Source organism: Ideonella sp. (assembly GCF_044358605.1).
In the GTDB taxonomy this organism is placed as follows: Bacteria; Pseudomonadota; Gammaproteobacteria; order Burkholderiales; family Burkholderiaceae_C; genus Ideonella.
The window spans coordinates 21,601-47,197 of record NZ_JBIKNQ010000021.1 but is presented as its reverse complement, the minus strand read 5'-3'; the positions used below and the strand labels follow the sequence as shown (position 1 = coordinate 47,197).

24 protein-coding genes and 1 tRNA gene are annotated in these 25,597 nt (G+C 61.7%); 10 read left to right on the top strand and 15 right to left on the bottom strand.

The genetic code is table 11. The annotated features are described in order from the left end of the window. Nucleotides 1-30 precede the first annotated feature (30 nt). Complete coding sequence (locus tag ACIQ3Q_RS09525; protein ID WP_396268841.1) at nucleotides 31-1,554, bottom strand: fumarate hydratase; 1,524 nt, start codon at nucleotides 1,552-1,554, stop codon at nucleotides 31-33. 71 nt (nucleotides 1,555-1,625) lie between these two features. Beyond that, complete coding sequence (locus tag ACIQ3Q_RS09520; RefSeq protein WP_396268840.1) at nucleotides 1,626-2,234, bottom strand: YqhA family protein; 609 nt, start codon at nucleotides 2,232-2,234, stop codon at nucleotides 1,626-1,628. Between the two features lie 164 nt (nucleotides 2,235-2,398). On the opposite strand from ACIQ3Q_RS09520, the gene acs reads away from it, so the two are divergent. Beyond that, complete coding sequence (gene acs / locus ACIQ3Q_RS09515) at nucleotides 2,399-4,366, top strand: acetate--CoA ligase (protein WP_396268839.1); 1,968 nt, start codon at nucleotides 2,399-2,401, stop codon at nucleotides 4,364-4,366. Between the two features lie 91 nt (nucleotides 4,367-4,457). Here acs and ACIQ3Q_RS09510 read toward each other — a convergent pair whose 3' ends face one another. After that, nucleotides 4,458-4,754, bottom strand: coding sequence for a c-type cytochrome (locus ACIQ3Q_RS09510; protein WP_396268838.1), 297 nt, complete (start codon nucleotides 4,752-4,754; stop codon nucleotides 4,458-4,460). 117 nt (nucleotides 4,755-4,871) lie between these two features. Here ACIQ3Q_RS09510 and ACIQ3Q_RS09505 point away from each other — a divergent pair, with 117 nt between their 5' ends. Beyond that, on the top strand, nucleotides 4,872-5,150 hold the full coding sequence (locus ACIQ3Q_RS09505; protein ID WP_396268837.1) for a TIGR04438 family Trp-rich protein: 279 nt from the start codon (nucleotides 4,872-4,874) through the stop codon (nucleotides 5,148-5,150). A gap of 98 nt (nucleotides 5,151-5,248) precedes the next feature. Here ACIQ3Q_RS09505 and ilvD read toward each other — a convergent pair whose 3' ends face one another. Next, on the bottom strand, nucleotides 5,249-7,105 hold the full coding sequence (gene ilvD / locus ACIQ3Q_RS09500; protein ID WP_396268836.1) for a dihydroxy-acid dehydratase: 1,857 nt from the start codon (nucleotides 7,103-7,105) through the stop codon (nucleotides 5,249-5,251). Nucleotides 7,106-7,218: 113 nt separating this feature from the next. Between ilvD and lgt the strand changes: the two genes are divergently transcribed. The 4 genes from lgt to asd all read left to right on the top strand — a co-directional run bounded on the left by lgt (nucleotide 7,219) and on the right by asd (nucleotide 9,799). After that, nucleotides 7,219-8,037 carry a prolipoprotein diacylglyceryl transferase gene (gene lgt, locus ACIQ3Q_RS09495; RefSeq protein ID WP_396268835.1) on the top strand — a complete coding sequence of 273 codons (819 nt, stop codon included), beginning with the start codon at nucleotides 7,219-7,221 and terminating at the stop codon, nucleotides 8,035-8,037. Then, nucleotides 8,034-8,744 (top strand): DNA polymerase III subunit epsilon, encoded by a 711-nt coding sequence (gene dnaQ / locus ACIQ3Q_RS09490; RefSeq protein WP_396268834.1) that lies wholly within the window; start codon nucleotides 8,034-8,036, stop codon nucleotides 8,742-8,744. The genes lgt and dnaQ overlap by 4 nt, the downstream gene beginning before the upstream one ends. 37 nt (nucleotides 8,745-8,781) lie before the next feature. Further along, a tRNA-Val gene (locus tag ACIQ3Q_RS09485) sits at nucleotides 8,782-8,856 on the top strand. A 94-nt stretch (nucleotides 8,857-8,950) separates the two neighbouring features. Further along, nucleotides 8,951-9,799, top strand: coding sequence for an archaetidylserine decarboxylase (asd, locus tag ACIQ3Q_RS09480; protein WP_396268833.1), 849 nt, complete (start codon nucleotides 8,951-8,953; stop codon nucleotides 9,797-9,799). Between the two features lie 134 nt (nucleotides 9,800-9,933). Here asd and ACIQ3Q_RS09475 read toward each other — a convergent pair whose 3' ends face one another. From ACIQ3Q_RS09475 to ACIQ3Q_RS09460, 4 genes are all read right to left on the bottom strand, one after another. Next, nucleotides 9,934-10,701 (bottom strand): head GIN domain-containing protein, encoded by a 768-nt coding sequence (locus ACIQ3Q_RS09475; protein ID WP_396268832.1) that lies wholly within the window; start codon nucleotides 10,699-10,701, stop codon nucleotides 9,934-9,936. A 110-nt stretch (nucleotides 10,702-10,811) separates the two neighbouring features. Then, entirely contained in the window at nucleotides 10,812-11,576 is a 765-nt protein-coding gene (locus tag ACIQ3Q_RS09470) for an arginyltransferase (RefSeq protein ID WP_396268831.1), read from the bottom strand. Nucleotides 11,577-11,606: 30 nt separating this feature from the next. Beyond that, complete coding sequence (gene aat / locus ACIQ3Q_RS09465) at nucleotides 11,607-12,341, bottom strand: leucyl/phenylalanyl-tRNA--protein transferase (protein WP_396268830.1); 735 nt, start codon at nucleotides 12,339-12,341, stop codon at nucleotides 11,607-11,609. Nucleotides 12,342-12,405: 64 nt separating this feature from the next. Then, the gene (locus ACIQ3Q_RS09460; RefSeq protein ID WP_396268829.1) at nucleotides 12,406-14,898 is read right to left on the bottom strand and encodes a sodium-translocating pyrophosphatase; all 2,493 of its coding nucleotides are present in this window, start codon (nucleotides 14,896-14,898) and stop codon (nucleotides 12,406-12,408) included. 224 nt (nucleotides 14,899-15,122) lie between these two features. Here ACIQ3Q_RS09460 and ppa point away from each other — a divergent pair, with 224 nt between their 5' ends. Together ppa and ACIQ3Q_RS09450 are read left to right on the top strand one after the other, a co-directional pair. Next, nucleotides 15,123-15,659: an inorganic diphosphatase gene (gene ppa / locus ACIQ3Q_RS09455; RefSeq protein WP_396268828.1), complete on the top strand. Its 537-nt coding sequence runs from the start codon at nucleotides 15,123-15,125 to the stop codon at nucleotides 15,657-15,659. A 164-nt stretch (nucleotides 15,660-15,823) separates the two neighbouring features. Continuing rightward, a complete protein-coding gene (locus tag ACIQ3Q_RS09450; protein ID WP_396268827.1) occupies nucleotides 15,824-18,553 on the top strand; it encodes a M16 family metallopeptidase in 2,730 nt (909 codons plus the stop codon). 30 nt (nucleotides 18,554-18,583) lie between these two features. On the opposite strand, the gene ACIQ3Q_RS09445 is transcribed toward ACIQ3Q_RS09450, so the two are convergent. Next, nucleotides 18,584-19,768 (bottom strand): GNAT family N-acetyltransferase, encoded by a 1,185-nt coding sequence (locus ACIQ3Q_RS09445; protein ID WP_396268826.1) that lies wholly within the window; start codon nucleotides 19,766-19,768, stop codon nucleotides 18,584-18,586. Between ACIQ3Q_RS09445 and ACIQ3Q_RS09440 the strand changes: the two genes are divergently transcribed. Then, nucleotides 19,767-21,476, top strand: a complete 1,710-nt coding sequence (locus tag ACIQ3Q_RS09440; protein ID WP_396268825.1) for an NAD+ synthase — start codon at nucleotides 19,767-19,769, stop codon at nucleotides 21,474-21,476. The genes ACIQ3Q_RS09445 and ACIQ3Q_RS09440 overlap by 2 nt on opposite strands. Nucleotides 21,477-21,524: 48 nt before the next feature. Further along, nucleotides 21,525-21,863, top strand: coding sequence for a P-II family nitrogen regulator (locus ACIQ3Q_RS09435; RefSeq protein ID WP_210807408.1), 339 nt, complete (start codon nucleotides 21,525-21,527; stop codon nucleotides 21,861-21,863). A 61-nt stretch (nucleotides 21,864-21,924) separates the two neighbouring features. Here ACIQ3Q_RS09435 and ACIQ3Q_RS09430 read toward each other — a convergent pair whose 3' ends face one another. The 6 genes from ACIQ3Q_RS09430 to ACIQ3Q_RS09405 form a co-directional block, all read right to left on the bottom strand. After that, nucleotides 21,925-22,515 carry a TIGR00730 family Rossman fold protein gene (locus tag ACIQ3Q_RS09430; RefSeq protein ID WP_396268824.1) on the bottom strand — a complete coding sequence of 197 codons (591 nt, stop codon included), beginning with the start codon at nucleotides 22,513-22,515 and terminating at the stop codon, nucleotides 21,925-21,927. Next, on the bottom strand, nucleotides 22,512-22,892 hold the full coding sequence (locus tag ACIQ3Q_RS09425; protein ID WP_396268823.1) for a diacylglycerol kinase: 381 nt from the start codon (nucleotides 22,890-22,892) through the stop codon (nucleotides 22,512-22,514). The genes ACIQ3Q_RS09430 and ACIQ3Q_RS09425 overlap by 4 nt, the downstream gene beginning before the upstream one ends. A gap of 31 nt (nucleotides 22,893-22,923) precedes the next feature. Next, nucleotides 22,924-23,520: an RDD family protein gene (locus ACIQ3Q_RS09420; protein ID WP_396268822.1), complete on the bottom strand. Its 597-nt coding sequence runs from the start codon at nucleotides 23,518-23,520 to the stop codon at nucleotides 22,924-22,926. Further along, nucleotides 23,517-24,236 (bottom strand): DUF3106 domain-containing protein, encoded by a 720-nt coding sequence (locus ACIQ3Q_RS09415; protein ID WP_396268821.1) that lies wholly within the window; start codon nucleotides 24,234-24,236, stop codon nucleotides 23,517-23,519. The genes ACIQ3Q_RS09420 and ACIQ3Q_RS09415 overlap by 4 nt, the downstream gene beginning before the upstream one ends. A gap of 76 nt (nucleotides 24,237-24,312) precedes the next feature. Then, nucleotides 24,313-24,810: a DUF3619 family protein gene (locus ACIQ3Q_RS09410; RefSeq protein ID WP_396268820.1), complete on the bottom strand. Its 498-nt coding sequence runs from the start codon at nucleotides 24,808-24,810 to the stop codon at nucleotides 24,313-24,315. Then, nucleotides 24,807-25,370, bottom strand: a complete 564-nt coding sequence (locus ACIQ3Q_RS09405; protein WP_396268819.1) for an RNA polymerase sigma factor — start codon at nucleotides 25,368-25,370, stop codon at nucleotides 24,807-24,809. Before ACIQ3Q_RS09405 ends, ACIQ3Q_RS09410 begins: the two co-directional genes overlap by 4 nt. Between the last annotated feature and the right edge of the window lie 227 nt (nucleotides 25,371-25,597).

Below are 25,597 nucleotides of genomic sequence, written 5' to 3'. Positions count from 1 at the left end.
GGTGCAGGGCGTTTTCTTGTCAGTGGCGTGTTACTCCGTCACGACGGGGATCTTGCCAATCTTGGCTTGCCACAACTTCGGGCCGGTGATGTGGGCGCTGGTGCCGCCGGCATCTACGGCCACCGTCACGGGCATGTCGACCACGTCGAACTCATAAATCGCTTCCATGCCCAGGTCGGCAAAGCCCACCACCTTGGCGGCTTTGATGGCTTTGGACACGAGGTAGGCGCTGCCGCCCACCGCCATCAAGTAGGCTGACTTATTGTCTTTGATGGCTTGGATGGCAACGGGGCCGCGCTCGGCCTTGCCGACCATGGCAATCAGGCCGGTTTTCTCTAGCATCATGCGGGTAAAGCCATCCATGCGGGTCGCGGTGGTGGGGCCTGCGGGGCCGACCACTTCATCACGCACAGGGTCCACTGGGCCGACGTAGTAGATGACGCGGTTGGTGAAATCGACGGGGAGCGTCTCGCCTTTGGCCAGCATGTCGGAGATGCGCTTGTGTGCGGCGTCTCGGCCTGTCAGCATCTTGCCGTTGAGCAACAAGGTTTGGCCTGGCGTCCAGCTCGCCACCTCAGCCGGAGTCAAGGCATTGAGGTCTACCCGCTTAGATTTGTTGTAGTCGGGTGCCCAATTGACATTCGGCCAGAGGTCTAGGCTAGGCGGCTCCATGAAGGACGGGCCTGAGCCGTCCAGCACAAAGTGGCCGTGGCGAGTGGCGGCGCAGTTCGGGATCATGGCAATGGGCTTGGAGGCCGCGTGCGTGGGGAAGGTCTTGATCTTCACGTCCAGCACAGTCGTCAGGCCGCCCAAGCCTTGTGCGCCAATGCCCAGGGCATTGACCTTCTCATACAGCTCGATGCGCAGCTCTTCCAGCTTGTTTTGCGGGCCACGGGCCAGCAACTCATACATGTCGATGTCGTCCATCAGCGACTCTTTGGCCAGCAGGGCGGCTTTTTCAGCCGTGCCACCCACGCCAATGCCCAAGATGCCCGGCGGGCACCAGCCTGCACCCATGGTCGGCACGGTCTTGAGCACCCAGTCAACAATGCTGTCGCTGGGGTTCAGCATATAGACCTTGGACTTGTTTTCTGAGCCACCGCCCTTGGCAGCGACGATCACGTCCACGGTATTGCCTGGCACCACGTCCATGAAGATCACGGCGGGGGTGTTGTCCTTGGTGTTCTTGCGCTCGAAGATCGGGTCGGAGAGCACCGAGGCGCGCAGCTTGTTGTCAGGGTTGTTATAGCCCTGGCGCACGCCTTCGTTGACAGCGTCTTGGATGGAGCCGGTAAAGCCCTCCCACTTCACGTCCATGCCAATCTTCAGGAAGACGTTGACGATGCCGGTGTCTTGGCAGATGGGGCGCTTGCCTTCAGCGCACATGCGGCTGTTGGTCAAGATCTGGGCAATAGCGTCCTTGGCCGCAGGGCTCTCTTCACGCTCGTAGGCGCGGGCCAGGTGGGCGATGTAGTCGGCCGGGTGGTAGTAGCTGATGTACTGCAGCGCGGCTGCAACGGACTCGATCAGGTCGGCCTGGCGGATGGTGGTCATGGGAGGGTCTCCGTGGAGGGGCGGAATCGCGATCTTGTGCCAGCAGGCTTTCACCATGCTGGCGAGTGTGCTCAGTGCGGATGGGCTTGTGGGGGGTGAAGCAGCCGGTCGGTGGCGGCAATGGCCAGCGCAGACAGCAGAAAGACGACATGAATCACCGTCTGTGAAATCAGTACCTTGTCCGTGTAGGCGCCTGCATTGATGAAGGTTTTGAGCAAATGAATGGAGCTGATGCCGATGATGGCAGTGGCCAGCTTGACCTTCAGCACTGATGCGTTGACGTGGTCCAGCCATTCAGGTTGGTCGGGATGGCCGTCAAGGTTCATGCGCGACACAAAGGTTTCGTAGCCACCGACGATCACCATGATGAGCAGGTTGGAGATCATCACCACGTCGATCAAGCCTAACACCACCAGCATGATGATGGTTTCGTTCAGGCCGCTGAGTGTGGTGCCTGCGTCGACCTTGTACCCAATACTGGTGACCAGAATCTGTAAGGCATTCTTGTCGCCAAAGGCCGCTTCGATCAGGTGGGTGAGCTCGACCCAGAAATGAAAGACGTAGACGATCTGCGCCAATATCAGGCCGATATAAAGCGGCAGTTGCAGCCAACGGCTGGCAAAAATGAGCCGGGGCAAGGGCGGCAGAGGTTTGGAGGCGGAGGGGTCTTGAACGTTCATTTTGGATTTTGGTGCGCAGCAACGCCCGGCATTTTAGGTGGCTTGAGGGTGATCAAAGGGGCGCAGTCCCAGGAGTAAGGCCTTCGTCAGACGCTGGCGACACATTAAGCACCGTACGCACCGCATGGGTGCCATGCATCAAACCAGCCTCCAGGAGACAACACATGAGCGACGATCTCAAGGTTTACAACCCCAACCCGGCAGCAGCCGCTGCGGCTCACATCAACGGCATGGCCGCCTACGAGGCCCTGTGCAAAGAAGCCGAAACGGACTACGAAGGTTACTGGGGCCGCTTGGCCAAAGAGCTGATCACCTGGAAGAAGCCTTTCACCAAGGTGCTGAACGAATCCGAAGCACCGTTCTTCAAGTGGTTTGAGGATGGCACGCTGAATGCCTCCTACAACTGTCTCGACCGCAATATCGAGCGCGGCCTGGGCGACAAGACCGCCATCATCTTTGAAGCCGACGGTGGTGAAGTCACCAAGGTCACCTACAAAGAACTGCTGGCCAAGACCTGCCAGATCGCCAATGGCCTGAAGGCGCAAGGCGTGAAGAAGGGTGACCGCGTGGTCATCTACATCGCCATGTCCATCGACGGCGTGGCCGCCATGCAGGCCTGCGCCCGTATCGGTGCGACCCACTCGGTGGTGTTCGGTGGCTTCTCGGCCCAATCGCTGCGTGACCGCATCGAAGACACCGGCGCCAAGGCCATCATTACCGCCGACTGCCAAGTGCGCGGCGGCAAGCAATTGCCCCTGAAGGCCATCGTGGATGAAGCCCTGACATTGGGCGGCTGCGACTCCATCCAGAAGGTGCTGGTCGTCAAGCGCGGCGACGTGGCTGTGACCATGAAGGAGGGCCGCGATGTCTGGATGGCCGATGTGGTCAACAGCCAATCCACCGAGTGCGAGCCTGAGTGGGTGGAGGCCGAGCATCCCTTGTTCTTGCTCTACACCTCGGGCTCGACCGGCAAGCCCAAGGGCGTGCAGCACAGCACCGGCGGCTACCTGCTGCATGCCGCGCTGACCACCAAGTGGACCTTCGATCTGAAGCAAGACGACGTGTTCTGGTGCACGGCCGACATCGGCTGGGTCACGGGCCACACCTACATCACCTACGGCCCCTTGGCCCTGGGCGGTACCGAGATCGTGTTTGAAGGCGTGCCGACATACCCAGACGCTGGTCGCTTCTGGAAGATGATCCAAGACCACAAGGTCTCGATCTTCTACACCGCACCGACGGCCATTCGCTCGCTGATCAAGGCCGCTGAAGCCAACGATGCCGTGCATCCCAAGAGCTACAACCTCAGCAGCCTGCGTATCTTGGGCTCGGTGGGCGAGCCCATCAACCCGGCCGCCTGGGAGTGGTACCACAAGCATGTGGGCGGCGGCCGCTGCCCTATCGTGGACACTTTCTGGCAGACCGAGACCGGTGGCCACATGATCACCCCGCTGCCGGGTGCGACCCCGCTGATCCCCGGCTCCTGCACGCTGCCCTTCCCGGGCATCCAAGCCGCCATCGTCGACGAGACCGGCAAGGATGTGCCTTGGGGTCAAGGCGGCATCTTGGTGGTCAAGCGTCCTTGGCCTTCGATGATCCGCACCATTTGGGGCGACCCAGAGCGTTTCAAGAAGTCCTACTACCCTGAGGACTTCAAGGGTAAGTACTACCTTGCTGGCGACGGCGCCATCCGCGACGAGAAGACCGGCTACTTCACCATCACCGGCCGTATCGACGACGTGTTGAATGTGTCGGGTCACCGCATGGGCACGATGGAAATCGAGTCGGCGCTGGTGAGCTGCACCGAGCTGGTGGCTGAAGCCGCCGTGGTGGGTCGTCCTGACGACACCACCGGCGAAGCCATTTGCGCCTTCGTGGTGCTCAAGCGCAGCCGCCCCATGGGGGACGAGGCCAAGCAGATTGCCAAGATCCTGCGTGACCACGTGGGCAAGGAGATCGGTCCGATCGCCAAGCCCAAGGACATCCGCTTTGGTGACAACCTGCCCAAGACCCGCTCGGGCAAGATCATGCGCCGCCTGCTGCGCTCGATCGCCAAGGGCGAAGCCATCACCCAAGACACCTCCACGCTGGAGAACCCAGCCATCCTGGATCAGTTGTCTGAAAACAACTGATTGAGGCAGCGCGCAAGCGCCATGGCCCGCCGAGCGGTGGCCCATAAAAAAAGCCCCGCCAATGCGGGGCTTTTTGTTTCAGAGTGTCAGATCACTTGACCGACAACACCCAGGTGGCCAGTTGCTTGGCTTCGTCAGGGGTCACTTGGTTAGCAGGCATTGGCACTTGGCCCCAGGCGCCCACGCCACCCTTTTGAATCTTCTCTGCCAGCATGGCCACGGCGTTCTTGTCTTTGGCGTATTTGGCGGCGACATCCTTGTACGATGGGCCTACCAGCTTCTTGTCGGCGGCATGGCAAGCCATGCAGTTCTTCTTGGCCGCCAAGTCAGCGTTGGCAAATGCCGGAGAAACAGCGGTTACAACCAGCAAAGAGAGCAGCGCTTTCATCGGTATTTCTTCCTGTAGGAGGGGTTGGGGATGCTTTACATTCGCACAACGGATTCTAAGGAGTTCGGTTGACCCTTCGTTCGCGAATTGGCATTCATTTCCTAGACTTTCCAAGCCATGCTCTTCGTCATTGCCGGTATCGCTTTCGTCGCCATGCACTTCTTTGGGTTCGGTGCGCCTGCGCGCTGGAATTGGGAAGTGTTTGGTGACCTTTGGAAGTTTCTCAGCCCCTTCTTGCTCGCCTTGGCTTGGTGGCATTGGAAAGACGCCACGGGTCGAACCGGCAAAGAAGAGATGGACCGCGATGCTGAGCGCAAGGCAGAGCGGCACCGTCGAACCGCAGAGTCGTTGGGCTTGGGCAATCGGCGTGGAGACGATCCGCCGAAGGACCGGTGATTGGCTGAATCGGTGCGCGGCGACGCCGGCTCTTGGTACCGCCTCAGCAGGAAAGGGAGCCTCGGCTCCCTTTGTTGACTTTGAACGCGCCGTAAAGCTCAGTCGAGCTGCGACAAATCCCGCACCGCGCCCTTATCGGCCGACATAGCCAACTTGGCATAGGCCTTGAGCGCGGCAGACACCTTGCGCTGCCGGGGCTGCTCGGGCTTCCAGCCCTTGGCGTCTTGCTCAGCGCGGCGCTGTTGCAACTCTTCATCACTCAGCAGCGCATCAATGCGTCGCTGCGGAATGTCGATGCGGATGCGGTCGCCGTTGCGCACCAGGCCGATAGCGCCGCCTGCAGCAGCTTCAGGCGAGCAGTGGCCAATCGACAGCCCGGAGGTTCCGCCTGAGAAGCGCCCGTCAGTGAGCAGTGCGCAAGCCTTACCCAGCCCCTTAGATTTGATGTAGGAGGTGGGGTAGAGCATCTCTTGCATGCCGGGTCCACCCTTGGGGCCCTCGTAGCGCACGATCACCACGTCACCCGCCTTGACCTGATCGTTCAGGATGTTGGCGACGGCTTCATCTTGAGATTCGGTGACATGGGCCGGGCCTTCAAACACCAGCAGGCTGTCATCCACACCCGCTGTCTTAACGACACATCCTTGCAGTGCGATGTTGCCTGTCAAAACCGCCAAACCGCCTTCCTGAGAGAACGCATTCTCAAAGGAGCGGATGCAGCCCTCGGCACGATCCAAATCTAGGCTGGGCCAGCGCGATGCCTGGCTGAAGGCCACTTGCGTCGGGATGCCCCCTGGGCCTGCCATGTAAAAGGTCTTGACGGCTTCGTTGGGCGAGCGGGCGATGTCCCATTGGTCAAGGGATTCCTTCATGGTCTTGCTGTGCACCGTGGGGACATCGGTGTGCAGCTTGCCGGCCCGGTCAAGTTCACCCAAGATGGCCATGATGCCGCCCGCACGATGCACATCTTCAATGTGGTACTTGTTGGTGTTGGGCGCGACCTTGCACAGCTGCGGCACGACCCGCGAAAGGCGGTCGATGTCGGCCATGGTGAAGTCGATTTCGGCTTCTTGGGCAATGGCCAGCAAGTGCAAGATGGTGTTGGTCGAGCCCCCCATGGCGATATCCAGGGTGACGGCGTTCTCAAAGCCCTTGAAGCCCATGGAGCGGGGCAGCGCAGTGGCATCTTCTTGCTCGTAGTAGCGTCGGCACAGGTCCACCGCCACGCGACCCGCCTTCTTGAAGAGTTGCTCGCGGTCGGCATGGGTGGCCACCACCGTGCCGTTTCCAGGCAGGGACAGGCCCAGTGCTTCGGTCAGGCAGTTCATGGAGTTGGCGGTGAACATGCCCGAGCAGGAGCCGCAGGTCGGACAGGCCGAGCGCTCGACTTCCGCCAAGTCAGCATCGCTGACGTTGCTGTCGGCGGCCATGACCATGGCGTCGATCAGATCCAGCTTCTTGATCTCGATGGTTTGCGTTTGCGGGTTGGCCAAGCGCACCTTGCCTGCTTCCATGGGGCCGCCAGACACAAACACGGCGGGGATGTTCAGGCGCATGGCGGCCATCAGCATGCCCGGGGTGATCTTGTCGCAGTTGGAGATGCACACCAGCGCGTCGGCGCAGTGCGCATTGACCATGTACTCGACGCTGTCGGCGATCAACTCGCGGCTGGGCAGCGAATACAGCATGCCGTCATGGCCCATGGCAATGCCATCGTCCACCGCAATGGTGTTGAACTCTTTGGCCACACCGCCAGCCGCTTCAATTTCACGGGCCACCAATTGGCCAAGGTCCTTCAAGTGGACATGGCCCGGCACAAACTGGGTGAAAGAGTTGGCGATGGCGATGATGGGCTTGTCGAAATCGCCGTCTTTCATGCCGGTCGCCCGCCACAAGGAGCGAGCACCCGCCATATTGCGGCCAGCGGTAGAGGTTTTGGAGCGGTAAGCAGGCATGAGGCTTCCTGGGGCTGAGCGAAGTGACGAAGGCTTGTTGACGCCGATTTTCACCCATGGATGAACGAAGTGCGAAGCAAAGGGGCAACACCCTGCGCTTATCATGCCGCCCCATGCTCACACACCCGCAATTCAACCCCGTCGCGCTGGACCTGACAGGCCTGGGCCTGCCGATTCAGGTGCACTGGTACGGCATCACTTATCTGGTCGCGTTTGGCCTCTTCCTCTGGTTGGCCAACTTGAGGGTGCGCCAGCCCTGGTATGCCCAAGCGGGCTGGACGCGTCAAGACACCGAAGACCTGCTGTTTTTCGGTGTGATGGGTGTGGTCCCGGGAGGGCGGCTGGGCTATGTGCTGTTCTACAAGCCCGAGTACTACCTGCAGCACCCTTTGGAGGCGTTGGCGGTGTGGAAGGGGGGCATGGCTTTTCATGGTGGGCTCTTGGGCGTCGTGGCCGCCATGGCCTTGTTTGCCCACTTGCGCAAGCGCTCGTTTTGGCAAGTCACCGATTTGATTGCGCCTTGCGTGCCCACGGGCTTGGCGAGTGGCCGCGTTGGCAACTTCATCAACGGTGAGTTGTGGGGCAGAGCAGCAGATCCCTCAGTGCCCTGGGCCATGGTGTTTCCGCAAGCTCAAGATGGGGTGGCGCGGCACCCTTCGCAGGTCTACCAGTTTTTGCTGGAGGGCATGCTGTTGTTTGTGGTGCTGTGGTGGTTCGGCAAGAAGGAACGTCCTTTGGGCCAGGTCTCGGCGCTGTTCCTCTTGGGCTACGGCGCCACACGCTTTTTGGCCGAGTACTTCCGCGAGCCTGATGGCTTCTTGGGCCTGGGCGCTTTGGGCTTGAGCCGTGGCCAGTGGCTGTGTGTGCCCATGCTGGTAGCGGGTGCGGCCTTGTGGTGGTGGAGCGCGCGTCGCGCCAAGGTGCAGGCATGAGACAGATTTTTCTGGACACGGAAACCACCGGTCTGTCGCCCGAGAGTGGCGACAGGGTGATTGAGATCGGCTGTGTAGAGATGGTCAATCGCCGATTGACTGGCCACAACCTGCACCTCTACCTGAACCCCGAGCGCAAGAACAGCGAAGATGCGGTGCGCATCCACGGGCTGACCGATGCCTTCTTGGCGGACAAGCCGGTCTTTGCCGCCGTTGCGCAAGAGTTCATGGCCTATATCGCAGGCGCTGATGTGGTGATCCACAACGCAGCCTTCGATGTGGGCTTCCTGAATGCCGAACTGCGCCGCGTGGGCGCCCCCCCGTTTGCGCAGCAGGTGGCCAGCGTCACCGACAGCCTGTTGATGGCGCGCGAGATGTTCCCTGGCAAGGCGAACTCCTTGGATGCTTTGTGCAAGCGCTTGGAGGTGGACAACTCCAACCGTTCGCTGCACGGCGCCTTGCTGGACGCGGGCTTGCTGGCCGAGGTGTACATCCGGCTGACTCGCGGCCAAAAGACCCTGGTGATCGATGCTTCAGAAGAATCTCCGGGCGGGCCGCAGCTCGAAGTGGCGGCCATAGACTTCAGTGCTTTCGCTTTGACGGTGCTCGAAGTCAGCCCCGAAGAGCAAGCTGCGCACGAGGCTGTTTTGAAGGATTTAGATAAATCGAGTGGGGGCAAGACGCTGTGGCGAAATCTTGTGGCATAATCCAAGGCTTCCCGGAACGCAGCTTCCACTGAATACCGGGCGGTTAGCTCAGCGGTAGAGCACTGCCTTCACACGGCAGGGGTCGCAGGTTCGAACCCTGCACCGCCCACCAACACTAAAGCACCTCGCAGTTTCTGCCGGGTGCTTTTTTGTTGCTCTGTCACGCGTCTCTTGTCATCGCCTCTGAAGGCCCTCGAGGTTCAGTCATGAATGATCGTCTTGCCGTGTTGCCTCAATACCTCTTGCCCAAACAGGCTCTGACCGAATGGGCGGGCCGGTTTGCTTCGGTGCCACGGGGCGCACTGACCACCCGGGTGATTGAGCGCTTCATCCGACGCTATGGCGTGAACATGGCCGAGGCGGCTCACTCAGAGCCCAGCCACTACAAGACTTTTAACGACTTCTTCACCCGCGAGTTGCGGCCAGGTGCGCGCCCCTTGGCGCAGGCTGATTTGATTTGCCCAGTCGATGGCGCCATCAGCCAGTTTGGTGCGGTGGTGGGCTCGCAGATCTTCCAGGCCAAGGGCCATCACTACAGTGCGGAAGCCCTGTTGGGCGGCGATGCGCAAGAGGCCGCACGCTATGTTGACGGCCACTTCGCCACCATCTATTTGAGCCCCAAGGATTACCACCGCATTCACATGCCCTGCGACGGTGAACTGCGTCGCATGACCTATGTACCTGGGGCGTTGTTTTCGGTGAATCCCACCACAGCACGTGGGGTGCCGGGGCTGTTTGCGCGCAACGAGCGGGTGGTCTGCTTGTTCGACGGGCCTAAGGGGCCATTCGCATTGGTCTTGGTGGGTGCCACGATTGTGGGCAGCATGGCCACGGCTTGGCATGGCGTTGTCAACCCGCCGCGCATGGGCGCCCTGAAGACCCGGGACTATGCCCCGGGGCAGGTCAGCCTGAAGCAGGGCGCAGAGATGGGCCGCTTCTTGTTGGGCTCGACCGTGGTCTTGGTGTTCCCCAAGTCAGGTTTGGCCTTCAATGCGGGCTGGGCGCCAGCGGCACCTGTGCGCATGGGTGAAGCGATGGGGCAGTTTCGCGGCTGAAGCTGCTGCCACTGCCTCATCTTGAGGCAGCGGGTTCTTTGCTGTGCCCTGACAAGCACTTGCCGCGTTGCCCCAGGGCTTGTCCACAGGCTTGTGCAGCGCTGACGGGGACAAGCCCTCGGCCCCCGCCGGGCTTACTTCAGGTGAATGTCACCACTGCCCACCACTTTGCGGCTGACCTTGGCGGGCTTTCCCCAGACTCGAACATCGCCTGATCCGATGAGGTTGACCTCCACCGACTCGGCAGCATGCACGTTCACATCACCACTGCCGGCTAGATTGACCTTGGCCTGTCGCGCCAGCAGCTTACTCAGGTCTACATCGCCAGAGCCTGCCAAGTTGACATCGACTTGCTGGGCTGTGCCGTTGGCATTGAGATCACCTGAGCCCGCGAGGTTGGCCGTGAGGCTGCTCAGCTGCGCCCCTTCAAGGCGCATGTCTCCCGAGCCCGAAACGGCTGCGCTGAAGCGGTCCGCTTGCAGTTTGTGGATGTTGAGGTCACCGCTGCCACGCAGCTCGGCTCCTTGAAGCTGGGTAAAGCTCACGCTGACGACCATGGGCGAGGAGGTGCGCCAACTGGTCTTGGGCTTGCCGCGCACGACCAAGGTGTCTCCTTCCACCACGGTCTCTATCAGATCGGCCAAATTGTCATCAGCGCGGACGCTGACCTGCACACTGCTCGCCGACTTGGCCTCGACCGTGAACGAGCCTTCCAACCTCAGCTTGCTGAAGGCTGAGACAGCGCGGTTCTGCTCGACCACTTTGCCTGAGCCTTTGACCATGGTGCCGCCACTGCTGTACTCGATGGTCAAGGCCTGCGCGGTGAGTGGTGGCAATGCCGCCGCCGCGACCAGAGCCACGGCCAGCAGCAGCGGCGACATGCGAGGAAAGAATCGGGCCATGAAGGTCTCCTGAAATCCGTGATGTGATGTTGGCATCCTAGGAGCAAGGTCGCGGCAGGGCGACGCAAAGGCGACGGCCTGCAGCATGCTGCGACGAACGGTCGCTGGGTTCAACTGGGCTGCAGTTGCTCCGCGTCGGTGTCTATCCAGCGGCCGTCAATCAGGCACTGATGCGGCTTGAAGCGCACCTTGTAGGTCATCTTGGGGCTGGGGGCGATCCAGTAACCCAAGTACACCTGCGGCAGCTTCATTTGGCGCGCCTGCTCAATCTGCCACAGCACGCCATAAGTGCCCAGGCTCCCTTCGGCCTCTGGGTCATAAAAGGTGTAAACGGCTGAGAGTCCGTCGCTCAGGATGTCCACCACCGAGACCATGCGCAGCACGCCTCGGCCGGTTTCGCCTTCTTTCAGCGGCTCACGAAACTCCACCAGGCGCGAATTGACGCGACTTTGCAGCAAGAACTGGGTGTACTGGTCGATGCTGTCCTGGTCCATGCCACCGCCCGCATGGCGGGCTGCTTGGTATTTCAGGTAGAGCTCGTAATGCTCTTGGTCGAAGCCCAGCCGAATCACCCGAGTCTTGAGCCTGGCATGCTGCGCCCACGCCCGCCGCTGTGCCCGATTCGGTTTGAAGCGCTCCACGGGCAAGCGCAAGGGCACACAGGCGCGGCACTGGTCACACAAGGGGCGATAGGTAAAGAGGCCGCTGCGCCTGAACCCATTGGCCACCAAGGCGGAGTAGGCTTCGGCATGGATCAAATGCCCCGGCGTCGCCACTTGCGAGCGCGCCAAGCGGCCTGCCAGGTAGCTGCAGGGGTAGGGCGCCGTTGCATAGAACTGCAAGGTCGCGAAGGGCGCTTCTTTCGGATGGGTCACGGTGAGTGGAAAAGGCCGGCGGCCTGATCGTCACAAGCCCAAAGTCGTCCAGCAGTAGGGATCATAGGCCCAGGCCTTGGGCTGACGCACTCCCACAAGCGTGGACAAATGCGCTTCGAACTCAGACCGGGCGATAGGCCTTGCGCCCATGGAGCCCAGGTGCCCCGTGTTTTGCTGACAGTCGATCAAGGGGATGTCGCGCTGGCGGCAGAGTGCGACCAGGCCGGCCAGCGCGATCTTGGACGCGTCGGTCCGGTGCGCGAACATTGACTCACCAAAGAACATCTGGCCCAGGTTCAGGCCGTAGAGGCCGCCGACCAATTCGCCGTTCACCCAGGTCTCCACGCTATGCGCCACGCCGTGCTGGTGGAGGGCTATATAGGCTTGCACCATCTCGGGCAAGATCCAGGTGCCGCCTTGGCCGTCTCTGGGCGTGGTGGCGCAGGCCTGTATGACCCGCTCAAAAGCGGTGTTGACGCGCAACTCGCAGCCTTGGGCGCGTAGAAACTTGGTCAAGGTCTTGCGCAGCGAGCGATGCAGCTTGAACTCGGCCACAGGCAAGACCATGCGAGGGTCGGGTGTCCACCACAAAATGGGTTGGCCCTCGCTGTACCAAGGAAAGATGCCCTGGGAATAGGCCTGCACGAGTCGATCAACGCCGAGGTCGCCACCGGCAGCCAGCAAGCCCGGCGCCTCGCTGTCAGCATCCAGGGCCAATCGGGTGTCGGGAAAAGGGCTATGGGCGTCCAGCCAGGTGAGTTGCATGAGAGCGCGGCGCAAGAATGAAAAGGCCGACCCAAAGGTCGGCCTGCTGTAGCAGAAGGCGAGGTCAGAGCAAGCGTACCTCAACGCGGCGTGCTTCAGCGTCGTTGCCGGCATTGATCTGCTCTGGCTTCTTCATCTCAAAGCGATCTTCGGCAATGCCAGCGGCCTTCAGTGCATCACGGACTGCTAGGGCGCGCTCTTTGGCCAATTCAGCGTTCTTGGCCGGGTCCCCAGAAGCGTCATGAAAGCCGCTGATGCTCAGCTTGGCAGGGTTGATCTTGGCGGCCTCAGCGACTTTGCTGAGGGCGTCTTGCGCCCCTGCTGGCAGCGTGGCTGCACCGCTGGCGAAGAAGACCTTGGCCTCAGCGCTCGCGGCCTTGGGGTCGATGCTCACCTTGATCTGGACACCGCCTTTGTCCGCACTCATCGCCGGTGCCTTGGCGCCCTCGGTCACCATGTCCACCTTGGCTGCAGCGGGCGCCGCAGCATGGGTGGTGGCGCCCGTCATAGGCAGCAGCGGGACGATCAGCAGGGCCACGATGTTGATGATCTTGATCAGCGGGTTCACCGCAGGCCCGGCGGTGTCCTTGTAAGGGTCACCCACGGTGTCGCCGGTGACAGCGGCCTTGTGCGTCTCGCTGCCTTTGCCACCATGGTGCCCGTCTTCAATGTACTTTTTGGCGTTGTCCCAAGCGCCACCGCCGGTGCACATGGAGATCGCCACAAACAAGCCGGTGACGATGGTGCCCATGAGCAAACCGCCAAGGGCTGCCGCACCCAGAGTCATACCCACCACAATCGGCACCACCACAGGCAGCAGCGACGGCACCACCATTTCTTTGATGGCGGCGGTGGTCAGCATGTCCACGGCCTTGCCGTACTCGGGCTTGGCCGTTCCCGCCATGATGCCGGGAATCTCTTTGAACTGGCGGCGCACTTCAACCACCACCGAGCCTGCTGCGCGCCCGACCGCCTCCATGGCCATGGCACCGAACAGGTAGGGGATCAGGCCGCCAATGAACAGGCCCACGATCACTTTGGGGTCGCTGAGGTCAAAGCTCACCTGCATGCCGCGGCCTTCGAGCGAGTGGGTGTAGTCCGCAAACAGCACCAGCGCCGCTAAACCCGCCGAGCCAATGGCATAGCCCTTGGTGACGGCCTTGGTGGTGTTGCCCACAGCGTCCAATGGGTCGGTGATGTCTCGCACAGACGCAGGCAACTCGGCCATCTCGGCAATGCCCCCCGCGTTGTCGGTGATGGGGCCGTAGGCGTCCAGGGCCACCACGATGCCGGCCATGCTCAACATGGAGGTGGCGGCAATGGCGATGCCATACAAACCCGCCAAGCCATAGGACGCCATGATGGCCATGCAGACAAAGATCACCGGCCAAGCCGTGGAGCGCATGGACACGCCCAAGCCCGCGATGATGTTGGTGCCGTGGCCCGTGGTGGAGGCCTGAGCAATGTGCTTGACCGGGGCGTACTGCGTGCCGGTGTAGTACTCGGTGATCCACACCAAGGCGGCGGTCAACACCAAGCCGACGGCGCAGGCGCCAAACAACTTCATGTGGGTGCCGCTGCCCAAAGCGTCAGCCGGCATCACCGCAGCGGTCACGAAGTAGAAGGCGACCAAGGAGAGGCCACCCGCGACAGCCAAGCCCTTGTATAGCGCCGGCATGACGTTCTTCATGCCCGGCGTCGCCTTGACCACCGAGCAGCCGATGATGGAGGCGATGATGGACACGCCGCCGAGCAGCAGGGGATAGACCACCGCTGCCATCGGGGCTGCAGACACCATCAGAGCACCCAAGGCCATGGTGGCGATCAGGGTGACGGCATAGGTCTCGAAAAGGTCGGCGGCCATACCCGCGCAGTCGCCGACGTTGTCGCCGACGTTGTCGGCGATCACGGCTGGGTTACGGGGGTCATCTTCCGGGATACCGGCCTCGACCTTGCCCACCAAGTCGGCTCCGACGTCCGCGCCCTTGGTGAAAATGCCACCGCCTAGACGCGCAAAAATCGAGATCAATGAGGAGCCGAAGGCAAAGCCGAGCAAGGGCTTGAGCACACTGGCGAGCGACTCGTCTGGTGTCCAGTTGCCGTTAGAAATGAGATAGAGAAAAAACAGGCCCACACCCAGAAGACCCAGACCCACCACCAACATGCCGGTGATGGCACCGCCCTTGAAAGCAACGTCCAAGGCTGGGCCAATGCCGCGTGTGGCGGCTTGGGCGGTCCGGACATTCGCCCGAACCGAGACATTCATGCCAATGAAGCCGCAGGCTCCAGACAGCACAGCACCGAGTGCAAAGCCGAAGGCGGTGGTGCCGCCCAGAAAGATGCCGATAGGGATGACGAGCACGACGCCCACCAAGGCAATCGTCTTGTATTGCCGCGCGAGGTACGCTGCGGCACCTTGCTGAATGGCACCCGCAATCTCCTGCATTCGGGCATTGCCCGCATCTTGGCGCAGGATCCAACTGCGCTGTACGAATCCGTAAATGACGGCCAATAGGCCGCAAATCAGCGCTGCCCAGAGCGCTCCGTTGGTGGACATCAAGGTATCTCCTTCCGTTCGCACTATCGGTTTTTCATGCCTAGTTGACGACGGGCCTTTGTAGGGACGGTCGTAACGTGAACTCATACTACGGGAGACTGGGCGCTGAAATCTTGGTGTTTTCCTGCGGGTACTGGCGCCAAGTCACCCCCTGTCTGTCAGGGCGGGGCAAGGGCTTTACGTAGAATCCGGGTTTTCCCCTCAACCGACTCAACGAGATCCCCATGAGCCTGCAAAAAGTCCCCGCCGGTGCCAAGGCACCTGAGCAGTTCAACGTCATCATCGAAATCCCGATGAATGCCGATCCGATCAAGTACGAGGTGGACAAGGACAGCGGTGCGCTGTTTGTGGATCGTTTCATGACCACAGCCATGCACTATCCCTGCAACTATGGCTACATCCCTGAGACGCTGTCGGACGACGGTGACCCCGTTGACGTGTTGGTGGTCACGCCCTATGCACTGACCCCCGGCGTGGTGGTCACTTGCCGCCCTATCGGCGTGCTGAAGATGGAAGACGAAGCCGGTATGGACGCCAAGCTGCTGGCCGTGCCCATCACCAAGGTCTGCCCCATTTATTCACACTGGGAAAAGCCTGAAGACATCAACCAGATGCGGCTGAAGGCCATCCAGCACTTCTTCGAGCACTACAAAGACTTGGAAGTTGGCAAGTGGGTCAAGGTCACCGGCTGGGAAGGCCCGGAGTCTGCCAAGAAAGAGATCGTTGACGGCCAGAAGAACTGGGCTGCTAAGCAAGCCTGATTCTCCCGGTCGTTTGGGGTATCGTTACGCGCACTGCAGGCCCACCAGAAGTGGGATGCGGGCGCAGGCGGGCCCTAAGCACGTCGAGCGCCGCCCCTTGAGGCGGCGTTGTTGTTTCTGCAGGGCCTTGCGTGCGTCTTTTTCAAATCTGTGGAGAGAGAAACATGCGCCTCAAGGCCTCCTATGTGTTGATCAGCCTGGCCTTGCTCAGCCCCTCGCTGATCCTGGCCGCACCCGCCACGGCTCCGCAAGCCTTGGTTGCCGTTCGGGCGGTCGAAGGCATCACCGAGTACCGCTTGCCCAACGGTTTGCAGGTGCTCTTGGTGCCGGATGACTCCAAGCCCACGACCACGGTCAATCTGACCTACCGCGTCGGCTCCCGCCATGAGAACTACGGCGAGACCGGCATGGCGCACTTGCTGGAGCATCTGCTGTTCAAGGGCACGCCCAAGAACCCTCGCGTCTGGGGCGAATTCACCCAGCGTGGCTTGCGAGCCAACGGCAGCACTTGGGTGGATAGAACCAATTACTTCGCCAGCTTCAATGCCAACGACGAGAACCTGCGCTGGTTTTTGAGTTGGCATGCTGATGCGATGGTGAACAGCTTCATCGCCAAGAAGGACCTCGACACCGAGATGACGGTGGTCCGCAATGAGATGGAGATGGGCGAAAACAGCCCCGATGGCGTGCTGTTCGAGAAGACCTTGGCCACCATGTACCAGTGGCACAACTATGGCAAGAGCACCATCGGCGCGCGCGCCGATGTGGAGAACGTCGACATCGCCCGGCTGCAGGCCTTTTACAGAACCTACTATCAGCCAGACAACGCGACGCTGATCGTCACGGGTAAGTTCGACCCCGCCAAGGTCATGGGCTGGATCCGGGCCTACTTTGGCCGCATCCCTGCGCCCAAGCGGGCCTTGCCGCGCCTCTACACCCTGGAAGCCGTGCAGGACGGTGAGCGCAGCGTGACTTTGCGCCGCCAAGGTGGCGTGCCCTTGTTGTTTGCGGCCTATCACATCCCGCCGGGCGCGCATCCCGATTTCGCCGCCATCGAAGTGCTGGGTCGTGCGCTCAGCGAAGCGCCAGCAGGCCGCCTGCACAAGCAATTGGTCGAGAAGAGCCAGGCCGCGTCAGTGTTCTCGTTCGCCGCGGGCTTGGCGGACCCTGGCTTCATGATCTATGGCGCCCAGTTGGCACCAGGTCAATCGCAAGGTACGGCGCGCGACACCCTGCTCGCCACCTTGGAGGGCCTGGCTCAACAGCCTTTGAGCGATGAGGAAGTTGAGCGTGCGAAAGCCCGCTGGCTGAAGGACTGGGAGCTTCGCTTCTCCAACCCTGAAACCGTGGGGGTGGCCTTGTCAGAAGTGGTGGCCCAGGGCGATTGGCGTTTGTTCTTCTTGCTGCGTGATCGGGTGAAGGCTGTTACCACGGCCGACGTGAACCGCGTGGCCTTGGAACGCCTGCTGCCCGCCAACCGTACCTTGGCCCAATACATCCCCACCGATAAGCCGCAACGCGCGCCTAAGCCTGAGGCAGTGGATGTCGCTGCCCAGTTGAAAGACTTCAAGGGCGTGGCGCAGATTGCCAAAGCCGAGGTCTTTGAGGCCAGCCCGGCGAACATCGACGCGCGCACGCGCCGCTTAGAGCTGGCGCCTGGGCTCAAGGTGGCCTTGCTGCCCAAAGGCACGCGTGGCGATGTGGTGACGGCCAGCTTGACGCTGCGCCTGGGCGATGCGGAGTCCCTAAAAGGCCAAGAGGCCGTGGCGGAAGTGCTGCCCCAGATGTTGGACAAAGGTACCGTCAGCCTGACACGCCAGCAGGTCCAAGACCGGCTGACGGCCTTGAAGGCCGAGGTGCAATGGGGCGGTGGCGCGACCGAATGGGTGGCGCAGATCACCAGCACTCGCGAGCACCTGCCCGCGGTGATTGAGCTGCTGGGGCAGATGGTGCGCCAGCCCGCTCTGCCGGCCGAGGCTTTGGACGAGATTCGCCGCCAGACTTTGTCGGCCATCGAGGCCCAACGCAAGGAGCCCGAAGCCTTGGTGGCTGAGGCCCTGGGCCAGCATGGCAACACGTATCCGCGCGGCGATGTGCGGCACTTCCGTAGCTTTGACCAAGCCACAGAAGACCTGAAGGCTGTGACCTTGGATCAACTGAAGGCCTTCCACAGCAAGTTCGCCGGGGCAGGGCGGGCGCAGTTTGCGGCCGTAGGGGCTATGGACGAGGCGGCGGTTCAAGCAGCCTTGCGCAAAGCCTTTGAAGGCTGGGGCGCACCCACCGCCTACAAGCGGGTCGAGCGCCCGCTGGTGGCGGTGGCGCCGCAGCGCTTCCAGATCGAGGCACCGGACAAGCAAAACGCGACACTGCTGGCCCAACTGGCCTTGCCTATTCGCGAGTTGGATGCCGACCATGCAGCGCTCCTGGTGGCCAACTTTGCTTTTGGGAGTGGTGGCAGTTCACGCTTGTGGAAGCGCATTCGCGAGTCAGAAGGCCTGAGCTATGACGTGCGCAGCGGCATCCGTTGGGCTGCGCAAGATGCCAACAGCCTGTGGCAAGCCAGTGCGATCTTTGCGCCCCAGAACCGGGCCAAGGTCGAGGCGGCATTTGCCGAGGAGTTGGCCCGCGCCAGCAAAGACGGCTTCACGGCCGCCGAGATCGATGCAGCCCGGCAAGGCCTGCTGAACTTTAGGCGACTCTCCCGCGCGCAGGACCCGGTGTTGGCGGGCACGCTGGTCAATAACGAATACTTGGGCCGTACCTTTGCGGCAAGCCAAGCCCTGGAAGCTCAGATCGGTGCCGTCACGGCCGAGCAAGCCACGGCTGCTTGGCGCAAGTTCATCAAGCCTCAAAGCTTGGTGCTGGCAGTGTCCGGCGACTTCAAGGGCAAGTGATAGCGCAAAAGGCTACGGGCTGAGGTTTGCTCAGTCCGTGGCGCTCCGCTTCAGGGGGCTGCGGTCGTTGAGTTCGTCCAGATAGTGGTCCATGCCGCCGCGCTCGCGCGCCAAGAAATCTGCCACGGCTGAAGCGAAGGCCGGGTGCGCCAACCAGTGGGCTGAGCCCGTGGGGCTGGGCAAGAGCCCGCGCGCAATCTTGTGCTCGCCTTGTGCACCGCCCTCAAAGCGCAGGAAGCCATTGGCGATGCACCAGGCCAAGGGCTGGTAATAGCAGGCCTCAAAGTGCAGGCAACTGATGGCCTGGGTGCAGCCCCAATAGCGGCCCCAGGCCACGCCCTGCTGCCGGTCAATCGCCAGCAGCGAGGTGGCGACCCGCTCGCTGCCGAGGGTCGCCACAAACATCAGCCAATGCTCGGCTTGCGTGTCGGCCAGTGCCTGAAAGAAAGCTCGGGTCAGATAGGGCGAGCCGCCGTGCGCGGCATAAGTGCGCTGATGGCATTCATAGAAAAAGTCCCAGTCGGCTTCGCTGATGTCGCGGCCTTCGCGGACCTCAAAGCGAACACCTGCGTCACTGACTTTGCGGCGCTCTTGCTGGATCTTTTTGCGCTTATCGCGCTGCAGGTCGCCCAGAAATTCCTCAAAGCTGAGCCACGGCTGCTGAGGGCGGTTTTGCCAATGAAACTGCACGCCCGCGCGCTCCATCCAGCCCTGCTGCTGCATGACGGCGCGCTCGCCGTCGGTGGCGAAGAGCAGGTGCACCGACGACAGATTTGATTGCTGGGCCAAGGCCAGCAGCGATTGCCCTAAAGTCGCTCGGGCAGCGTCATCCACGGCCAAGAGCCTGTTGCCCGGCACGGGCGTGAAGGGGCAGGCCACCAGCAGCTTGGGGTAGTAGGGCAGGCCGTGGCGCTGATAGGCCTCGGCCCAAGCCCAGTCAAACACATACTCGCCCCAGGAGTGCGCCTTTAGATAGGCCGGTGCGGCGGCCACCAAGTGCGGGCCTTGGTGAACCGAGATGAACTGCGCCTGCCAGCCGGTGCGTGCCACCGCGCTGCCGGATTGCTCCAAGGCCAGCAGATAGCGGTGCTGCATGAACGGCGTTGGGTGGCTTTGCTGAGCGAGCAAATCGTCCCAGACGTCGGCGTCTAGCCCTGCCGGGCTGTCATGCACCTCGATGTGATAATCGCTCGCTCTCTTTAGCGTGTCGGACATGTCAGCCCAGCCCCCACTTTTTGTTGCCCTGGCCCAAGTCAATGTGACCGTTGGCGACCTGCCCGGCAATGTTCGTTTGTTGGAAGAGGCGGCCCGCCAAGCCTATGCGCAAGGGGCCAGGTTGGTGGTCGCCCCCGAATTGAGCCTGACGGGCTATCCGCCCGAAGACTTGCTGCTGCGCCCGGCCTTCATGGACGCTTGCGAAGCGGCTCTGCGGGGCTTGGCCGAAGTGCTCAAGGATCTCGACGGTTTGCATGTGGTGGTGGGTCATCCGTCTCGGCGGCAAGGGCCGGATGTTAGGACGAAGTCCGTGGGCGCACCGCGGGGCTTCAATTCGGCCTCAGTGTTGGCGGGGGGGCTTGTGCTGGGCACCTATCACAAGCGTGAACTGCCCAACTACCAAGTGTTTGATGAGCGCCGCTACTTTGTGTCGGGCCGTGATGCGGGTGCCGGGGCGCTGGTGGTGACGGTGGCCGGTGCCAAAGTGGGCCTGCTGATTTGCGAAGACGCTTGGTTCGACGAGCCTGCCGACGCGGCTGTGGCGGCTGGGGCAGAGATTCTTTGCGTGATCAACGCCTCACCGTTCCACCAAGACAAGCAGCAAGAGCGCGAGCAGCGCATGGCGCAGACGGCCAGGCGTGTGGCTCGGCCGCTGCTCTACGCCCACATGGTGGGCGGACAAGACGAAGTGGTGTTTGACGGCGCGTCGTTTGCCCTGGATGCCCAGGGGCAGTTGTGTGCGCGAGCACCGAGCTTTGAGGCGGCATTGCTGCCAGTTCAGTTCACCTTGGCGGGGCCGGGCCTCTGGCAGCCCTCGGGCGCGGTGGCCGAGGTGTTAGGGGCCGAGGCGCAAGTCTGGCAGGCCTTGGTGCTGGGGGTGCGCGACTATCTTGGCAAGAACGGCTTCCCCGGCGCCATCATCGGCTTGTCTGGCGGCGTGGATTCGGCGCTGGTTTTGGCCATTGCGGTCGATGCCCTCGGCCCCGAACGGGTGCGCTGCGTGATGATGCCTTCGGCGTATACGGCGGACATCTCATGGATCGACTCGCGCGACATGGTGGCGCGCCTCGGTGTGCGCTATGACGAAGTGCCCATCTCGCCGATGGTGGCGGCCTTTGAGTCCGCCCTGGCGTCGGAGTTTGCGGGCCTGCCTGTCGATGCCACCGAAGAGAACATCCAAGCGCGCGTGCGCGGCACCTTGTTGATGGCCTTGTCCAACAAATCTGGCCACATCGTCTTGACCACCGGCAACAAGAGCGAGATGGCGACCGGCTATTGCACCTTGTACGGCGACATGGCTGGCGGATTTGCCGTCATCAAAGATGTGGCCAAAACCTTGGTGTATCGCCTGTGTGCCTGGAAGAACACCCAGCCGACACGGCGTGCTGACGGCAGCATCGGCCCCGTGATCCCTGAGCGCATCTTGACCCGTGCGCCGTCGGCAGAGCTGCGCCCCGATCAAAAGGATCAGGACAGCCTACCGCCTTATGAGGTGCTGGACGCCATCTTGGAGCGCTATATGGAAGACAACCAGAGCGTGGCCGATATCACCGCCGCTGGCTTTCAGTCGGCCGATGTGGAACGCGTCACGCGTCTCATCAAGATCAACGAGTACAAGCGGCGCCAAGCGCCCATTGGCGTTCGCGTCACACACCGTGGCTTTGGCCGCGACTGGCGCTACCCCATCACCTCACGGTTCCGTGCTTAAATCGAGCATCCCTGTTCACGCATTCACTGTCCTTTTGGAGTTTCGTCAATGAAGCAGATCACCGCCATCATCAAACCCTTCAAGCTCGAAGAGGTGCGCGAAGCACTGGCCGATGTCGGCGTCTCGGGTCTGACAGTGACGGAGGTCAAGGGTTTTGGCCGCCAAAAGGGCCATACCGAGTTGTATCGGGGGGCTGAGTACGTGGTGGACTTCCTGCCCAAAGTCAAAGTGGAAGTCGTGGTCAAGGACAGCGATGTGGATCGCTCCATCGAAGCCATCGTGAAGGCTGCCAAAACCGGCAAGATCGGCGACGGCAAGATCTTTGTGATGCCGGTGGAGCAGGTGGTTCGCATCCGCACGGGTGAGACCGACGAATCCGCTGTCTGAGCCACAGCGGCCACAGCAGCAGCCCCTTGCGAGGGGCTTTTTTGCGCCTGTTCTCAGCGCTTCAGATCAGTTGGAAGCGGCCCGTCGAGCTGGCCATCGGGCTGGCCATACGATCGAGCAGGGCACCCGGATCCTGCTCGACAGTGAGCATAGCGTGCTGGCTGGCATCGGTGAAACCTGTGGCTTCGGTATGCGCCAAGAAGCTCAACAAGCCATCGAAGAAGCCCTGCACATTGAGCAGGCCGATCGGGTATTGGTGGTAGCCCAAATGGCGCCAAGTCCAGACTTCAAACAGCTCTTCAAACGTACCGATGCCGCCGGGCAAGGCCACAAAACCTTGCGAGAGTTCGGCCATGCGTTGCTTGCGCTGATGCATGGTCTGCACCACCACCAGTTCGCTTAGGCCGCGATGCGCCACTTCCAGGGTGAGAAGGCGTTCGGGGATGACGCCGATCACCTCGGCACCGTTGGCGAGTGCTGCGTCGGCCACCGCGCCCATCAGGCCGACATTGCCACCGCCATACACCAACCGCCAACCGCGGGCAGCGATGGCCTCACCCATGAGGTGTGCGTATTGCAGCCATTGTTCACCCACCCCAGGACGCGCGCCGCAATAGACGCACACAGCAGGCCGAGCACTTGGGAGGCTCACGCGGCGACCTTCATCCACAGCGCAGACACAAAAAGTCCGCCGCACAGCATGAGAGAGACGAAGACGGCCGCGCTGGCGATGTCTTTGGCGCGGCCAGAGAGTTCGTGGTGCTCGAAGCTGACGCGGTCCACCACGGCTTCAATGCCGCTGTTCAGCAGCTCGACAATCAGCACCAAGGCCACACTGCTGATCAACACCGCGCGCTGCGTCCAGTCTTGCCCCAGCCACAGTGCTAAGGGAATCAGCACGATGGCCAGCCAGGTTTCTTGGCGAAAGGCGCTCTCGCCCTGGTAGGCCTTTTTCAGGCCAGACAGGGAATAGCCGGTGGCGCGAATGATGCGATCGAGGCCGGTACGGCCCTTGTGAGGGTTGGTCATCTGGATGCAAAAGCTAAGGAGTCCGCGCCGCTCAGGCCTTGTGGGGCCGCTGACGGGGCGGATGGCGCCATGTGACAAGGCGTGTGCCGCAGACGGCATCGTGCCAGAACTGGCGCTGGGGGTGCAGGCGGGTCAGCAGGGCGTAGGTCACCACACCGGTGAACAAGGCCCAGAACAAGGCCCAGAACAAGGCCCAGAAGAAGGCTGCGCCACTGTGAAACCCGAGACTGCGCATAGACACCAAGGCCGGCACAAACCACAGCCAGCTCAGCAGGTAGCGCAAGCTGGCCCGCTGCCAAGTGACGGCGCGACCTTCAGCATCGACCAAGCGGATGTGCCAAGCCTTCATGGCCACAGTTTGCCCGCCGTGAGTCCAGAACCAGACGAAGTAGACGAACAACACTATGAACCAAAACAGCTGCAAACCCGGCGTTTCCTGCAGGGCCTGTCTCATTTGGGTCAGGCTCGCGTAAATCATTGAGTACACGAGACCCGAGATCATGAGCACGCCAAACAAGAGCACGCCTTCATAGAGGAAGGCCGAGAGACGACGGCTGAGGGGCGGTGTGCTCGCGGGGCTGCCGTCGGGGCCGGTCAGACCGGCCACCGGATCCAGAGGCGCGCTCACTGTGCCAGGGCGCCTGAGGCGGCGACGGCAGCAGTAGCGGTGGGCTGGATGGCCGCGCCTTGTGCGCCGCGTTGCGGCAACAGAGTCTTGCGGTCGACCATGCCCGGGTTGGCAGTGATCTTGGGCAAACCTGCTTGCTGGTGGGTGGGGTTGGCAGGCGGCTTGGTGATCAAGGTAGTGGTTGCACCAGTGTTGCTGCGAACCACCGTGGGCGCCACCGCGCGCGGTGGTGGCGCGTTGGTTGGGGGGGGCACGACCACATTGGACTTCTGAATCTGAGCGTCGAGCGGCGCCGAGCGCACGGCCTGATGGGCGGACTGCGCTCTAGGCTGAGCAGCGCCACTCGCCGTTCCTGTCGCGGCCATGGGTTTGGCACGAGCGGCAAACTCAGCTTTCTTTTCTGGGGGCAGAGCTTGGTAAGCCTCCCACTGAGCCTGCCGCTGAGCTTCAGGAACCTGCTTGGTTTGCTGAAACACGAGGCGCGCTTCGCTCCGCTGTTGCGGTGTCATCCGAGACCAATCCTGCATCCGGTCTCGCACGCGCTGCTGGTTCTCGGGGCTCATAGACGGAAAACGCGCCGCGATCTCCAACCACTTTTGGCGACGGTCAGCGTTCATATTGGCCCATTCCGGCCGCAGTGGCTGCAAGACTTGTTGCTGACTCGGGGTGAGGCCAGCCCAGTCTGGGCTGGCTTGGGCGGTCAGTGGAACGGCCAAAGCAAATTGCCCAAAGCTGCTGCATAGCAGCAAGCCTGCGCAGACAGCCAACCCGCTTGCTCGCTGGCGGATGGGTTTATTCGGTGACTTCGCTGATCTGAACATCTGAGGTCTCAACAGGCGGGGCCTTCAGGAATTCAAGGAATCCAGGGTCACGAAAGGCATCAGGAGGCAGGGGGTCAGACAACAGTGCACTGTCAACCTCGACAGCGGCTTGAATCTGAGCAGACTCGTGCCACTCATCGATGGCAAACATACCGACCAACAGCACCACCAAGGGCAGCGCAAATCCCATGCGCTGCAACCAACTACTGCCAGCCGGGCCACCACGCAGCGCCAAGCTTTGACCCATGGACGCGACGCCTTGTGCACCTTGGGTTTGGAGGCGAAGGGCACGGGCTCGCGCCAGCGCTTGCTCGCGGGCCACACGCAATCGCTCGTTCACCGTGTGATCAGCGGCCGCACTGCGCTCCGTCAGCAGGGCCGCAATGCGCAGCCCGACTCTGGCCTCGACGCCATCAAGGCTCTCTGGTCTCGTGTGTCCTGACAGATGAGGAGTGGTGTTGGCTTTCACAGCGTGATTCCCTTGGCTCGAAGTACTTTGGCCAGTGCTTGAACCGCTCTTGAGCAATGTGTTTTCACACTGCCTTCGGAGCAGCCCATCACCGTTGCAGTCTCCGCAACGTCCATTTCCTCCCAGTAACGCAGGAGGAAGGCTTCCCGTTGACGTCCGGGTAGACCTTGGACCGCTTCTTCGATTTTTAGCAAAATTTGTTCCCGGCCGACGGTGTCCGCCGCGCTCTCTGCGCCGAGGGTTCCCTCGGCAGCCAGCATTTCGAGCAAGTCGAAGTCGCCATCTTCCCCGGCCACTTCAAAATCGGAAAGGTTCTGCATCACCGCATTGCGCACTTTTTGGCGCCTGAAGTGGTCCATCGTGGCATTCGACAGAATGCGTTGGAACACCAGGGGTAGTTCGGCGGCGGGGCGGTCGGCGTACTTTTCGGCCAGACGAATCATGGCGTCCTGAACAATGTCCAGGGCTGCATCCTCGTCACGCACGGCGAAAAAGGTGCGCTTGAAGGCGCGTTTTTCGGTGCTCCTGAGGAAGTCCGTGAGTTCTTTATCGGTGGCCAAGGCGAACAATTGCTCGGGTCGAGCCCGAAAAACTGGCGGATTATGTCATCCGAATCCGGGTAAGTACTGCAACAGTGCGATAATGCTACTTCGCACAATTTGCGATCAGGGTCTCAAGCCGTCCCGACCAAGGGAGCAGGCAGTTGTTGACGCGCAGGTTCCGAGTCCGCCCCACAAGGGTGCGAGGAGGGGCACCGAAGGTTTTTCGTCAGAGAAATTCACAGAGG